Annotated in this window: 11 protein-coding genes and 1 pseudogene; 5 read left to right on the top strand and 7 right to left on the bottom strand. The window is 32.6% G+C overall.

The annotated features are described in order from the left end of the window. Positions 1 to 145: 145 nt before the first annotated feature. Positions 146 to 247: an SE2200 family small protein gene (locus tag BJG89_RS01280; RefSeq protein WP_096808158.1), complete on the top strand. Its 102-nt coding sequence runs from the start codon at positions 146 to 148 to the stop codon at positions 245 to 247. Between the two features lie 124 nt (positions 248 to 371). Here the strand turns inward: BJG89_RS01280 and speB are convergent, their stop codons facing one another. The 3 genes and pseudogenes from speB to BJG89_RS01265 all read right to left on the bottom strand — a co-directional run bounded on the left by speB (position 372) and on the right by BJG89_RS01265 (position 3,924). Then, the gene (gene speB, locus BJG89_RS01275) at positions 372 to 1,346 is read right to left on the bottom strand and encodes an agmatinase (RefSeq protein WP_096808157.1); all 975 of its coding nucleotides are present in this window, start codon (positions 1,344 to 1,346) and stop codon (positions 372 to 374) included. Positions 1,347 to 1,377: 31 nt separating this feature from the next. Further along, positions 1,378 to 2,769 carry an MFS transporter gene (locus BJG89_RS01270; protein WP_411756577.1) on the bottom strand — a complete coding sequence of 464 codons (1,392 nt, stop codon included), beginning with the start codon at positions 2,767 to 2,769 and terminating at the stop codon, positions 1,378 to 1,380. Positions 2,770 to 3,030: 261 nt separating this feature from the next. Next, positions 3,031 to 3,924: pseudogene (locus BJG89_RS01265) on the bottom strand (LysR family transcriptional regulator). A gap of 190 nt (positions 3,925 to 4,114) precedes the next feature. On the opposite strand from BJG89_RS01265, the gene BJG89_RS01260 reads away from it, so the two are divergent. Continuing rightward, positions 4,115 to 4,759 carry a DUF2975 domain-containing protein gene (locus BJG89_RS01260; protein ID WP_096808155.1) on the top strand — a complete coding sequence of 215 codons (645 nt, stop codon included), beginning with the start codon at positions 4,115 to 4,117 and terminating at the stop codon, positions 4,757 to 4,759. A gap of 12 nt (positions 4,760 to 4,771) precedes the next feature. Continuing rightward, positions 4,772 to 4,981, top strand: a complete 210-nt coding sequence (locus BJG89_RS01255) for a helix-turn-helix domain-containing protein (protein WP_096808154.1) — start codon at positions 4,772 to 4,774, stop codon at positions 4,979 to 4,981. Between the two features lie 275 nt (positions 4,982 to 5,256). On the opposite strand, the gene BJG89_RS01250 is transcribed toward BJG89_RS01255, so the two are convergent. Further along, positions 5,257 to 6,966, bottom strand: coding sequence for an ABC-ATPase domain-containing protein (locus tag BJG89_RS01250; RefSeq protein ID WP_096808153.1), 1,710 nt, complete (start codon positions 6,964 to 6,966; stop codon positions 5,257 to 5,259). A gap of 252 nt (positions 6,967 to 7,218) precedes the next feature. Between BJG89_RS01250 and BJG89_RS01245 the strand changes: the two genes are divergently transcribed. Then, on the top strand, positions 7,219 to 8,439 hold the full coding sequence (locus BJG89_RS01245; protein ID WP_232514202.1) for an MFS transporter: 1,221 nt from the start codon (positions 7,219 to 7,221) through the stop codon (positions 8,437 to 8,439). A gap of 215 nt (positions 8,440 to 8,654) precedes the next feature. Here the strand turns inward: BJG89_RS01245 and BJG89_RS01240 are convergent, their stop codons facing one another. The 3 genes from BJG89_RS01240 to melB all read right to left on the bottom strand — a co-directional run bounded on the left by BJG89_RS01240 (position 8,655) and on the right by melB (position 14,064). Next, a complete protein-coding gene (locus BJG89_RS01240) occupies positions 8,655 to 9,476 on the bottom strand; it encodes a poly-gamma-glutamate hydrolase family protein (RefSeq protein ID WP_229719067.1) in 822 nt (273 codons plus the stop codon). A gap of 205 nt (positions 9,477 to 9,681) precedes the next feature. Next, positions 9,682 to 12,657, bottom strand: coding sequence for a glycoside hydrolase family 2 TIM barrel-domain containing protein (locus BJG89_RS01235; protein ID WP_096808151.1), 2,976 nt, complete (start codon positions 12,655 to 12,657; stop codon positions 9,682 to 9,684). Between the two features lie 15 nt (positions 12,658 to 12,672). Beyond that, positions 12,673 to 14,064: a melibiose:sodium transporter MelB gene (gene melB / locus BJG89_RS01230; RefSeq protein ID WP_096808150.1), complete on the bottom strand. Its 1,392-nt coding sequence runs from the start codon at positions 14,062 to 14,064 to the stop codon at positions 12,673 to 12,675. Positions 14,065 to 14,242: 178 nt separating this feature from the next. On the opposite strand from melB, the gene BJG89_RS01225 reads away from it, so the two are divergent. Then, on the top strand, positions 14,243 to 15,088 hold the full coding sequence (locus BJG89_RS01225; protein ID WP_096808149.1) for an AraC family transcriptional regulator: 846 nt from the start codon (positions 14,243 to 14,245) through the stop codon (positions 15,086 to 15,088). Positions 15,089 to 15,297 lie beyond the last annotated feature (209 nt).

The raw sequence follows: 15,297 nt of genomic DNA, 5'->3' as shown, positions 1-15,297 counted from the left end.
TAGGCTCATTTCTGATACATCTTGTTCTAAATGTCTCTAGAAATTGAGTCATTAAAGTAATCATATCGGTTTCTTATGTCTATTGTTCATTGGCATTTTTTAAAGATACTTTGTTATCATTGATTCACTTAAAGGAGCGAAATTTATGAAAAAATTATTAATTGTTGTGGCCATAGGTGCATTAGCATTCGTAGGCCTTAAACGTTATCAACAACATGTAAACCAAGCGCCAAATATTGAATATTAATAAAGCTTGTAAGCCGTCACAAGGTAGTTTCACCTGTGACGGCTTTTTTATACTGTACCGCAAAAAGATGGCTATAAACTTGTGGTCGTCTATAGCCATGCTTTTTTTATAATATACGCCCTATTTATCTCTCACCTTTTAACTCTCTTTCTTTTAATACATAACTCAATAAATCCAACATAATACGTGCGGCAGTCTGACCTGTCATACCAGTTGGGTCATAAACAGGTGCCACTTCTACTAAGTCAAACCCGACTACTTCATTGTGTTTTGCTACTGCTTTTAATAATTCATTCACTTCGTCATAAAGTAAACCGCCGGGAGATGGTGTACCAGTGCCAGGTGCAATAGAAGGATCAATACCATCGATATCAATTGTAATATATAATTTTTCGCCTTCCGGAATTAATGCAGCTAAATTTTCAGGACCCTTTTCACGCATTTGTTTCGGCGACAAAATAGTTGCACCATAATCACGAGCCGCATCTACATCTTCTTTTAAACTACTGCTAATGCCTCGGATACCATATTGGTATATGTTTTTTACATGATCCATTTCAGACAACCTTCTAATACAACTGCCATGACCGTATCTTTGTCCTGAACGATGGTCAGCCCAATCTAAATGTGCATCGATTTGCAACACATGGAATGGTCCCAAAGCTTCAACACCTTTTCCTGTAGCAGCAGTAATTGAATGATCTCCGCCGATAATGACTGGCATGACACCTTTATCAACAATTTTTTGTAATGTTGCTTCGGTGTTATCATGACTTTGCATAATGTCTCCATGCACGATATCCACGTCACCTACATCAAATACTTTCCATTTTGGCCCTAAATATGTGATATCATTTTCAATATCATAAGCACCTTCTAGACCAAAGCTATATAGTGTAGAACCTTCTTTCACGCTACGTGGCCCCATACGAGCGCCTGATTTCCATTGTGTTCCCATATCGTTAGGCACACCAATTACTGCCACATCTGCGTTAATATCTGATAATTTTTCAATATTATCACACACTGGATATTTACCAAATGTACAAATACCTGTAAATGGTAAATTTAATGTTTGTTTTTCTTCTGGTTTCATCATAATAAAATACCCCCGTTTAATTAAAATGTGTTTATATACAATCAGCTTTCATAGACTTCTCATACATTGTCACCATCAAAATAACAATTGAAATAATGCCGAAACCTAATGGTGTTAACATACCAAGTGCACCCGCCAAGTGTTCATTGTGAAACAGTTCAGCAAATGAAGTATATATTGCGGTAGAAATAGCAATACCAAATGAATAACCTAAAGAACTAGCCATTTTGTAAATACCTGAACCAATCCCTACTTTGTCGTCGTTTACGTTAACCAATAATGTATCTAATGAAGGCGTTGCATACAAACCAATACCAATACCTGCAATTAAAAATCCAATAAATACAACGATAATGTATGGTAAATTAGGCAAAAATGTTAATGCTCCAAAACTCATACCTACACTCGCTATAATAATTGAGATAAACATTGGTTTATAAGGGCCAATTTTCTGTAATAATCGTTCTCCTACGCGTATCATCAACAATAAAGCTATAATATTGCCCAACGTCAGTAACCCTGTTTGAAAAGCCGTAAAGCCTCTTCCAATCTGAATATATGTGTTCGCTACAACAATGGTTCCAGCAATACCATTTTGCAAGAAATTGGTAAGTACAGCACCAGTAAATGGTTTAGATTTAAATAACTCAAAATCTATAAATTGATGTTTTCTTGTTCTTTCAAAAAAGATAAATATGAGTGTTAATATGATAGATGCAATGAATAATGCCACAATAGGAAAGCTTGTCCATCCTAAGTCTTGTCCTTGTGTCACAATAATATTAATAACTAATAAGGTAACTACAAAAATTGAAAAGCCAATAATATCAAATTTTTCTTTATTTGCTTTAGCAACTTTCGTTTCTTCTATATTTTTCAATAAGACCATCGCAATGACTGCAATCGCAATAGAAAGAATAAATATCATTCGCCAATCAAAATAGGTAGCGATTAATCCACCCACAAATGTAGTTATACCGCCACCGCCCCAAGAACCAAATGACCAATAACTCAAGGCACGTTGTCGTTCACTTTCTTGAAATGTTGTCTTAATCAATGCTAATGTAGCTGGCATCACAAGTGCCGCAGATAAACCTTGAAGCACCCTTGCAAAGATCAATAAAACAGGTTCTCTTGCCAAAATGACAAGTAATGAACCGACGATGCTAATAACTAAACCAACGTAAGTCATTTTCTTTCTCCCAAGTCTATCTGAAATACCTCCGCCGACTACAATAAACAACCCACAAAATAACGAAGTTAGACTCGTGGAAATATTTAAAATACCTGACGAAACATTTAGATCTTTTTGCATTGTTGGAATGATATTAATCATTGATTGTGCAAAAAGCCAAAATGTTAATATTGCCAAAACCATGCCTAAAATATACAAATCTATTTGTCTTTTAGCTTTCATGGCAATCCCCCTTTGATTTGAAGGTTCCTTCAAATTAGTTGAAGTTTAGCACCATGTTTGCAATTCAGCAACTTTGTTTCTGAATAGTCTGACAAATTATAATTGGATATTTTTTTAAAAAGTATTGATATCATAGTGTTTATTTAGGTGATTTTGTTATAAAGTACAGAGGGTTATAAAATTTCTTTATGCGCTTATAAAAACGATTACAAATAGTAAAAAATAAAACGCTAAGCAGCTTAAAAAACCACTTAACGCTATTTTAAATTACTCTATTTCAAAATATATCTTACAAAATGATATAAAGTTTTTTATATCATTATTCATTGCTTCTTCTCTATACAATAACCATGTATTTCTTGTGATACTATCACCGTTTTTAAATTTCAAATCCTTAGTATAAAACGAATCATTATCTAAAATACATGATTTAGGAACGATAGCATATCCCATACCTTTCTCTACAAATTTTTTACATATTTCAATTTTATCAGCTTGAAATATGTTTCTAGCGTACGTATCGTAACGTTCATTCCACCAATCATTGATTGATTTAGTAATTGAATTTTCTAGCTCAATATAGGTGTTGAAATTTTGATGTGATTTATAAACAATTCGGTATTCTTGATGTAAATGTTTCAAACTTATCGGTTTTTTACTAATAATTGTTAATGGATCACGTTTCAATAATATTTTCTGACCATATCAATCATAGTCACCTGTTAAAATCCCCACATCAAGATCATTATTTTCCATTTGTTCCAAAATTTCGATACTCCAACCACTTGTCATAGATATATAAATATCTGTATAGGCTTGATAATATTGTTGGATTAATTCTGGCATTGTATATATAGCAAAATTTGTATTTGCTCCTAGTTTCATATTACCTTTCAAATTTTCTCGAAGTTCATTAATATTTGATTTTAAATTTTGAATTTCAAATAAAACTTTATTAGAAAATTTGACTAGATACTCTCCCTCAGGTGTGAACTTAAATTGATTTCCCATTTTTTCAACTATATTAATCCCAAAATCTTTTTCAATTTTTTTTAACCTATAGGAAAGTAATGGTTGAGACATAAATAATCGTTTGGCAGCTTTAGTAAAACTTTGTTCTTTATTAAGCATCGCTAAAATTTTATAATCTTCTTCTTGCACAAAGCAATCCCCCTTTGCTTAAAACACTTATACTCATTCTACATTATTATTATTATATTTTCTTTTTTTATAATATCCGAGTATTGGCTGAGAATTAAAAACATATTTTTATCGTTATTCGATAAAAAAGTATTGAATAGCGATAAAATCAAGATATAATGTAGATAGAAAATTAAAAAGGAGAATTGATATGACTACAATTAATAACAAACATTTTAATATTTTAGTAAAAACTTTAACTGTTATCGCTACTATCGCTTTAGTATTAACCACGCTTATTATGTTACCAATTTTTATAGCAATAATCGCAATTTTAATCATCCCCTCTTCATTTATCAATACGCAACTCGATAAAGCAGATAAATCTTTTTGGGTTGATTCATTAGGCGTAACTGCGCAAAATATTATAAATTATGATTTAAATAGTATTACTTTTTCAAAACCATCTGTTATATTAATACTATTATTAATGGCTCTATTAACCGCTTTGTATATTGTAATTATTGATCAAATAAGAAAATGGCTTAAAAATGTGAGTAGAGGTTATATTTTTACATATAAGAATGCTAAGATAATTATTTTAATTTCATACTGTTTCGTATTATTAGGCCTCTTTGAATCCATTATTAAACTAGCTGGCAATTTTGCGATGTATCATTTTTTAGGACATAATAGTAAATTATATGCACTCATCGATAAAGATATCGAAACTTTCAGTGATTTCTTTTTTAATTTCAATTTCACGCTTATATTTGCTGGTATTATTATTTGGGTGATTGGTAATGTATTTAAATATGGTGCATTTTTGCAAGATGAATTTGATTATACTGTTTAGGAGATTTTATAAATGATTGTAGTTCGATTAGATCGCATATTAGCCGATAGAAAAATGAAACTTAGTGAATTAGCAAGCGAAATTGATATTACAGTAGCAAATTTATCCAATTTAAAAACAGGAAAAGCAAAAGCAATCCGTTTTTCTACTCTAGATGCCATTTGTAAAGCACTAGAATGTCAACCTGCTGATATTATAGAATATACTGATAATGAATCGTGAGCAACGAATAACGAACAGAAATCTTATTCTCTTTGTAAGGGCTGGTCATTCTACTATGGCGGACTATAGTTTGATAAGACTTATCATAAATTTTTCTTTAAAAAGCGATTAACAAGGAGCATATTATATGTGCAGTTAGATTACACGTTGCTATACAGCTTTATATCTTAACTGGTAGGCTCACGTGTGTATGGCCTCAGACTCCCCACCTGCTTATAATGCTTTTTATAAATAATAAGCGTGTCTCAAGTATTCATGCTTGGACACGCTTATACTTACTTACCTTTAATTTTTAATCCTCTATAGCGATTAAGGGCGCCACAGAACTCTTGTTTTCTAGGCAATGCTAAGTTACCAGGATGTCCATCATGAGGTGAGATAACCTCTAATCCTGTTTCATCAATAAGTTCAAAAATTTTATCAGCTGCTTGAGACACAGTGTCTTGTTCATTTAATAAATTACTTTGATAATAATCAATCATCATGGCTAAACAATTGGTTTGGCTTGAGTCGACAAGTTGCTCCAAACCAGAAATATCGATACGTGCTTTACCGTATAAAATTGTATGCATACCTTTCACTTTAAAACGTTGGTCTCTGCCTTTATTAGAAAAGCTAGATTTTAATGGAATTCGTTTGGGTATTTCACCAAATTGATAATGAAGATAATGTCCTGGTTGATAGTTATCTGTCTCAGCAATTGCTTTAGCTTTATCTGTAACATCTTTTAGTATATATTCATCCATCATAAGTACTTGATCAGCTACTTCAAAATAATCACCTGAACCGCCTACGATTAAAATCGTTGAAACCTGATGATTTTCAAACAAAGGCTTAACTTTATTAGCAAAGGGTGTAATAGGCTCTTTGTCCGGCGCTATTAATTTTTGCATTCTAGTATCTCTAATCATAAAATTAGTCGCTGAGGTGTCTTCATCTATTAACAATAATGATGTTTGTGATTCTAAAGCTTCCATTACGTTCGCAGCTTGTGATGTACTACCACTGGCATTTTCAGTAGAAAATTGCGTCGTATCTTTTTTACCTGGTAAATTATTGATAAATGGTTCTATATTCACCTTTTCAATACTACGGCCATCTTCTGCGCGAATCTTCATTGCGTCTTCACGTGTAATTATCATTTCACGACCATCCCCAGGTACATGATGGTATACACCACGCTCTAAGGCCTCAAGTAATGTAGACTTGCCATGAAAGCCACCGCCTACAATCAACGTTATACCTTCAGGTAAACCCATTCCTTTAACTATTTTACCACTGGGTAAAGTCATTTGAATTTCAAATTTTTCAGGGCTTTGGAATAAAACAGCACCAGGTAATGGCTTGCCAGATACACCACTTTTTCTCGGTAATATTGAATCATTAGCCACAAAAGCGACTAAATGTTGGTGTTCAAGTGTTTCACGTATAAATTCTTGGTCTGTAAACAAAGTCACTTGTTCATTTAAGGCCGCTTGATTCACATGTTTATATAATAATGATTGTTCTACTATTTTGGGTAATAAATCTAGAAATATATGATCAGCTACTTTTCCTAAAATCTTCCTTCCAGCAGCTGGTAAACCAACTTCAAAACGGACTTCAATATCACATTTATTGATGATTACAGAGGACCGTTTTAACATCTCTTGCCCACAATGATCTATAACAATATCTGGAGTTTTTTTCGAAAATTGATCAGATTTAAGGACGGATTTAATGCGATCGCTAAACGTTCTTGTTAAAAAATCAGAGACAGCAATGATTTTAGCCGATGAGTCTAATAATTCATTAGGTATTTTAGCAATATCTCGCTTCATTTTGACACGTACTTTAGATGGTGGTGCGTATGGATCTGCTTGTATATGATCTATAGCTAAACGAAAATGGTCAAATTGATATTCACCTTTGAGCCGTTTATATGCGCCATATTTTTGCCCATCTAACGATTTTAATAATTTTTCAAATTCCAATGCATTTTTCAACACGCACACTCCTTCAACCTATGTTAATGCTTTGTTATTTTATACCCATGTTAGCAATTAGTTGAAACTATCTATCGTATCAAAATCATTACATTATAGTGCAAATGTGAATCGTTTAAAAATTTTAATTTAAAAATTAAAAGATGTAATTTATTTCAATTTCACGCAATATTTTCGTCAGTTTTACCATAGCCTATTTCCCAGAAAATAGTTACTATCAAATTGAATAAACTTATGAAAGGAGTATCTTATATGCAACAAGAAACAACACCCATCCATAAAACATATTGGATTACGTTAGTTACTAATTTCACGTTTGGTTGGCTCGTGATTTATGCTGCCCGAACTATTCTAAATCCTATTATGGGAGACATCAAACAGGCATTTTCATTAAACAATGCACAGTTAGGTTTAATTATGAGTATCTTCTTTATTGGTTACACATTAACGCAAATTCCTTCAGGTATTTTAGGAGATAAAGTCGGTCGTAAGACAATACTTGTACCTAGCATGCTTATTTTCGGTATATTTACCGCCGTTACCGGTATGATGCCATCTTTCTTCCTATTCATGTTTGCTTGGCTCATGGTAGGCCTAGCACAAGGTGCGTACTATGGGCCACAATATGCCCTATCTTCGGAAGCAATCCCTGAAAAACATATCACATTAGGTAGCGCACTGATTAATAGTGGCATGGCTTTTGGGACATCCATTGGATATTTTATCTCAAGTTATACGGTTCAAGAGTTTGGTATGCATTGGCGTGTACCTTTCTTTATTATGGGCATTCCAGTGCTTATCTTAGCTTTGCTTATGTATAAAGTAATCAAAGAACGCCCGAAGGAAATCACCATTTCTAATGAATCGGTTCAAGAACCATTTAAATTTTCAAGTTTGTTTAAAAATCGAAACCTTATTTTAGCGTATATTATTATTTTCTGTTCTATTTATGGTTTTTTTATGATTATCACATGGTTACCTTTTTACTTAGAAACTGAACGAGGTATTAGCGGCGCACAAGTCGCTTTTGTCGCGTCACTTGTACCTTGGGCAGCGATACCTGGCTCTTTATTCTTTAGTTGGTTATCTGATCGTTTAGGTAGACGTCGTCCAGTGCTCATTATCATGTTGCCATTAGCATTTATTTTCACAATATCTATAGTGATGTTTAATAATTTATGGGTTTTATATATCGCTTTAATTGGGTATGGTGTTGTTGGAAAAATAAGTACTAACCCTGTGCTCATCGCTGTGGTATCAGCCAATGCGCCTAAACATGCATTGAGCACTTCTTTTAGCGTCTATAACTTTATTGGTATGACCGCTTCTATATTAGCGCCTTATTTAACAGGTTACTTAACCGATTTAACTGGCAAAATGGCAACTGGTTTCTACCTAGCAGCTGGCCTACTCATTATCGGATTTATTTGTGCTCTTTTATTAAGAGAGCATAATAAAATAAAAGTAAGCTAATTTTAAGCATTGGGCTATACTCATAGTCTTCTCGTTTAATAAACATAGTATTCATATGATGACTAGGTTTTAGAGCATTTTGATACATCTTATTCGAAATCTAGTCATTTTTGTTGTTCATCACTTATTATAATTATATATAAATAATATATTCGATTGACTTATTTCAAATTAGGCTAATTATAATCTTCAATAAAATTGAGCTGAATCTCTTGTCATTCTTCTATTTTCACTTTGTTAATTGCTTGATTAATTGCTTTGGCCATATCTAACATAGTCGCACTATAATTAGACTCGTCACTTCTCGATTGGCTACTTAAATCATTATTAGAGAATAACTGTTCTCTTAAAGCAGTTGTCATTTCAATTTGTACGCCCTCTCCTTTTTCATTCATATTGGCTGGATTACTATTTGCACGACCTTCAATTAAATCAGGCGCTTCTTCTGCTTTAATTCCTTTGGATTTTAATTCATCCGTTATCTCTAAACGTAATGCTTTATCCTTACCTCCTATATAAGCAATCGCTTTATCCCCTTTATAACCATGGATCATTACACTATATTGCTTATCTGAAACCATGTTGTGCAATACGTCATTATTATAATTTACTGATGTGACATGTAATTCAGAGTTATTTTCACTTCTAATACCTTCAAACGAAAAATAATCATAGTTGCCAAGTCGGGCAGTATATTTTGCTAACTCTGTAGTACCTGGTTCAATTGCGCCTCCATGCATAGCTGCAATAATTGTATCGCTGTCATTTTTTTCTGTGTTGATTTTCCAATCAACACCTTCATTTGTTTCTTTTTGGAGCTCTTCCATAGATTCATATTTATCAGGATTTCGGTTAGCAACTTCATAATTAATATGGTATGCATTTATGGTGTTTGGATTTTCAATGTTGTGTGTTTCAGATGCATCACTTTTATTTGAGTTAAAAATCAAAATACCTAAAACATTTAATATAAACAAACTACTCACGATAATCATTTGATTCAATTTAAAATACTTTTTTAAAATATTTCTCCTCATGGTTAACCCCCTTATTATAGATACAGATATGCTGAATGTGAATTTAAATCAAATTAAAATATTTTAGTTATTTTATATTTATGTATTACCACTTACTTTATTAAAATATCTAAACCATAATTAAATTTTTCAATTAGACGTAGAGATTATAAAAATACAAACTCCCCACAAAATCAAGTGTGTTTTGTGGGGAGTCTTACTTCATTTATTTAAATCTCAATTCAAATTGGAAGTGGATATGTTTGTCGTTTAAACGGTAAGCTTCGCTTAATTCTGGTCCGCAACTATTCGAGCCGATACCACTTTGCGCGTAATCAATATATAGATAAGTATCGCCTTCTACTAGTTCATCTTTATGCGTTGTATGCGTTAGTTCTTCTAATGTGTAATGTGTTACATTGAAGCTGAATGGTTGTTCGCTGGATACCACAATTTGATGTTGGTCACTTGAAATGTTTGCATAAGTTGTACCGTTATGACTACCTGTTTCTTGTGGTTTGATATGATTACCACCGTTATCTGTAACAGTTGTTTCGAAATAATCTAAATAGTTCGCTATACCTTTGTCTGGGTAACCACTAAATGGTCCACTGCCGTAATAGGTTACTGATTCAAATGCTTTTGGCAAAACCATAGCTAAACCAAACCTAGGTAAAAATGGCCCTTCTGTATCTTTTTCTAAATCGTAATTCACGTTAAGACGTCCATCATTATACACTGTCCATGTCATTGCCCCCTGTAGTATAGGAGGGACGACATCATTAATTATTACAATTTCAAAAATAACACTGACCGCATCATCAGTTTCTACAATTTTATAATCACGTATGCGAGTGATTGCGTCATAATACCCTAAATACGCCCAATCCTTTCTAATATTAATATCATTATCTATAGGCGCACGCCAAACATTGTTTTTTGTAGGTTGGGTTAAAATAATCTCATTTTTATGGATAACAGATGCTAAGCTACCATCTGCTTTATTCAATACATATTGGCTATCATTTGTTGCAATGGTAATACTTTGATTATTTTCTTTATAGCTTAATTCACCACTTTCTCGAGTAGTATCATATCCAACTGGTTGTCGTTGGTAGACAATTTGGTCATGACCTAGTTCAAAATGATTGTGGCGTAACGGTTCTTCATTTTTCAATTTATAACGTAATAACACATCACTTAATTTACTCATTTCAATATAGTCACTTAAATCAACATCTTTTATACTATGTGGTCCAAAGTTATTCATCATAATTTCAAACGGCTTTTTGTCACCACTTAAATAAGTCGCTGTACCTTCAATAGTTAAATAGTGCTCTACACTACTGAAATCTAGTTGATTACGTAATTTTAAAATACCGTCCGCTTCATGTATTACTTTGACAGGCCTATGTTCGTGTTTAAATTCATAATATCCTTCGTGCGGTATACGATCAGGAAAAACAATACCATCAACACAGAAGTTACCGTCATGCAGTTTTTCTCCAAAGTCTCCGCCATATCTAAAGATAGGATCACCATGATGTTGACCAACTTGGATGCCATGATCACACCATTCCCATACAAACCCGCCAATAAAACTATCATATTGTTCTACAAGTGTTTGATAAGCGTGCAAGTCACCAGGGGAATTCCCCATTGCGTGTGCGTATTCGCAAAGAATAAATGGTTTATCTAAACTGGGGTCTGTCAGATATGTTGTTTCTATTTCTTCTGGTGAAGGATACATTCTACTAATCATCTCAACATTTGATAAATCATATGATTTTGACTTGTCTCTATGGAAAGTGCCCTCATAATGTAATGGGCGTGTCGCATCTAATGTTTTTGCGTGTGCCATAGCTTTGACCATATTCACACCAAAGCCTGATTCATTGCCCATAGACCAAGATACAATCGAACTATAATTCTTTAACGGCGTAATCGATGCTTCAATGCGTTCAATTATTGGTATTTCATACTGCGGGTCATCCGTAATAATGTTAAAGTTATCTGTATTTTCATCACCATAAAGCCTAACAACACCATGGGTTTCTAAATCTGCTTCGCTCATCACATAAAATCCGTATTGGTCTGTTAATTCATAGAATAATGGCGATTTAGGGTAATGTGCTGTACGAATCGAATTAAAATTGCCTTGTTTCATCAATGCTAAATCCTTCATAAATTGTGATTCACTCATCACATAACCTGTTTGAGGATCACTATCATGATAATTAGTACCTCTAAATTTAATAGATTGGCCATTGATATAAAATTGGTTGTTTTTGATTTGTATTTCTCTGATACCAACTTTTTGTGTAATAACTTCTGTTTCTGTAGAAAGTGTCACAGTATATAGTGTTGGATTTTCAGTTGACCACAATTGTGGTGTTTCAATTGTAAAGCTATAGTTGCTTGAAATATCTTCTTCTTGAATCAGCACGCCTTTAGGATTATATACGTGTGCCTTAACTTTCTCCAAATCTTGTTTATCTTCTAATTTAACGTCAATTGCGCCTTGAGTTAGCAATTCATTGACACGTGTTTCAATTTTAAAATCGTTAATACGTGCTTTTGCACGTTTTAAGATATAGACATCTCTAAAGATACCTGAATGTCTAAACATATCTTGGTCTTCAAAATACGTGCCATCTGAATATTTTAAAACAAGTACTTGAATCGTGTTGATACCATCATGAATCAGATTGGAAATATCAAATTCAGAAATCGAATGAGAAATTTGGCTATAACCAACAAATTGATTATTGATCCATACATAAAACGCACTATCTACGCCTTCAAAATTTAAATGATAGTCACTTTTTTCATCATATGTTGTCACTTCAAATGAGCGTGTATAACGGCCGCATGGATTCTCTTTAGGTACATACGGCGGTTCAAATGGTATCGGATATTGTGTATTTAAATATTGTATTTGATCATACCCATATAAATTCCAAACTGACGGCACGGGAATATGATGTTTATCCACTTCCCTCGTCGCATTCAAACAGTCTGCCAATGTATTAAAATATTCAAAACGCCAATCTCCATTTAATAACGTTACATTATTAGTTTGATAACGTGTTTCTAGACGATAAGCGGCCTCTCCTGGTTGATAAGGTATATAAAATGCACGACGTGGCAAAGTATTTACATGTTGAATATCTATATTTTCATGAAATTGTTGTTCTATCATTGATTATTTCCTCCTTTATTTACTCATACGTTCTTTGTGTTCTCTCTGACGCTTGTTTTGCAGTGTCTTTTCTATATCCGTTAAGAAATCACCTTTTAAATGAAAAGCTTTATGATATAAAAATGCAGCTAAAATTACGAAAATGATAGGCAATACGATAATTAAAATACGTAGCCCATTAATTGTCAGCGCTGTTTGCGCTTCATTTGGTGTATAGCCTAAAATGGATAATCCAAGGCCTACAATAAGCGCAGCTACAGCTTGTGAAGTTTTTGTTAAAAATGTATTCGCTGACGTAATTACACTTTCATTACGCTGTCCAAATTTAACTTCACCGTAATCGATAACATCTGCTAATGACACCGTTGTAATACCAATCATAAATCCTGACCCAATGCGTAGTAAGCCTGCGCCTACAATTACAGTTATTACGTTTTGTGGTGCGACAAAACCTGAAATTAAAATAAATAATAAACCTACAATGATGAGTGTAATTGAAGTATTAAAAGCTTTGGTTCTCCCTACCCATTTGATATAGCGTGGTAACATTAATAAACCGAGCATTTCACAAAGAATCATTGCATTGAAAATAGCAAATAAATGCTCTGCATTTACTACATATTTAAAGTAATAGATAATAGAACCATTTAGTGTCTGCAAACAAAGGTTAAATGTTAGTAAAACACCCATAATTGCTAATAATTCTTTATTTTTAAATAAAATTCTACCAATATCTTTAAAATTCACCTTAATACCTGTTTGTTGTTCCATTTCTTTATCTTCGGGTACTTTCCATACTGTGACACCGATTGTGAATATAAAAACAGCACTACAAATAACCGCAAATACAAAAATACCTATTGAATCACTACCTTTACCAAATATATCACCGAGTTTATGTATAAAAAATAAACCAAATGTCCCTACAGTAAATGCAGCTAAACTTGCGAAAAACCTTGGTATTACGGATATTTCCTCACGTTCTCTAGGATTATGCGTTAAATTAGGCAACCAAGACCAATACGGTATATCCATCATCGTATAAGTCATGCCCCATGCAATATATATAATTGATATATACACATACATCGCAGTTTGTGGTAAATCAAAGTTTGTGAATAATAAAATTGTAACAATAGCATTCACTATCGTTCCGATTACTAACCAAGTTTTAAATTTACCAAAATTATTCCGTGTATTATCGACAATCACCCCCATAATTGGGTCATTAATCGCATCCCATATTCGTGCAACAAAAAGCATTACACCCACAAACGCTGGGCTTAAACCGACAATATCTGTGATATAAAACATTAAAAATACACCAACAATGTTGAATATGGCGTCCTTACCTATGGCACCGAATCCAAAAGAAAATTTTTGCATGCCTGTTAAGTGTCTATTCATTTTTTTCACCCCTGAAATTTATAGAATATAAAACGCTTTCATAATGTGTTAACTTTATTTTATCAATCATTTATAAAAATTATGAATAGCATTATGATGATAAAATATAGCAAAATGTTTCATTTATACTTAAAATGTGATTATATAAACTATATAACTATAATTTACGAGGTATTCTATGCAAGTGTTATGGAAAAAATTTCAAAAAAAGCATATTGATGCAGATTTAGTAGAATGCGGCATTGAAATTGGCGTGCCAAATGTTGGTTATAAATATTCAGTAATCAAAGAATTTGTTTTACATATCGTAACCCATGGCGAGGGTGTGTTTATATACAATGGTAAAAAACATGCATTAAAAGAAGGCGATATGTTTTTATTAGAAAAAGGGATGGATGTAGAATATAGACCGTCGTTTTCTAACCCTTGGACATACTATTGGATTGGCTTAAGTGGTAAACAAATTTTAGATTATTTACAAAGGTGCCATATTGTAGATAAACATGTCATTATGAATCAAGAGACGTCCGAAATAAGTCATACTATCCAAAAAATATGCAACCTTTCAAAATCAATTGATACAAATAATTCCAATGATATTTTAATTATGCAATACTTATATGATTTAGCTTACAAATTACAAAAACAATTTCCTAAAATATTTTCAGTAAATGTCGATATTATTAATGAAGATATTCAAAACGCGGTTACCTATATCAATGCAAATTACCAAAATAATATTATGATTGTGGATGTAGCGGATTATGTCAATGTAACACGTAGCCACTTATTTAGACTGTTTAAGAAAAACTTAAATTGTTCTCCTAAGGCATATTTAACTTATATTCGAATGTATCATGCTTCCCAATTATTAATTCATAGCAATATTTTAATAAATGAAATAGCGCGTCAAGTTGGTTATAAAGATCCACTCCTTTTTTCTAAAAGTTTCACGAAACATTTTAAAATTAGCGCTTCTGAATATCGAAATCAGTTTGCTAATCAATGCGCTTGGAAAACTTAACGTATTTAATTACAAGCATAGCAAATCACCGACATTTCAACATGGATGAATTTTTATACTGACTTTAATCTTTTTTATCTATTCCATATGCTTAGTTATATAAGCAAACGATGTGCTTTATTTTAATTGCCCTATATGTTTTGGAAAAGCGGGTTATTTATAAAATTATAATGATTATGTTATAATTATCTCAATTTTCAAAATTTAAA

Origin of the sequence: Staphylococcus nepalensis, assembly GCF_002442935.1 — a bacterium.
Taxonomy (GTDB): domain Bacteria; phylum Bacillota; class Bacilli; order Staphylococcales; family Staphylococcaceae; genus Staphylococcus; species Staphylococcus nepalensis.
This window is presented reverse-complemented; position numbering and strand designations above follow the sequence as displayed.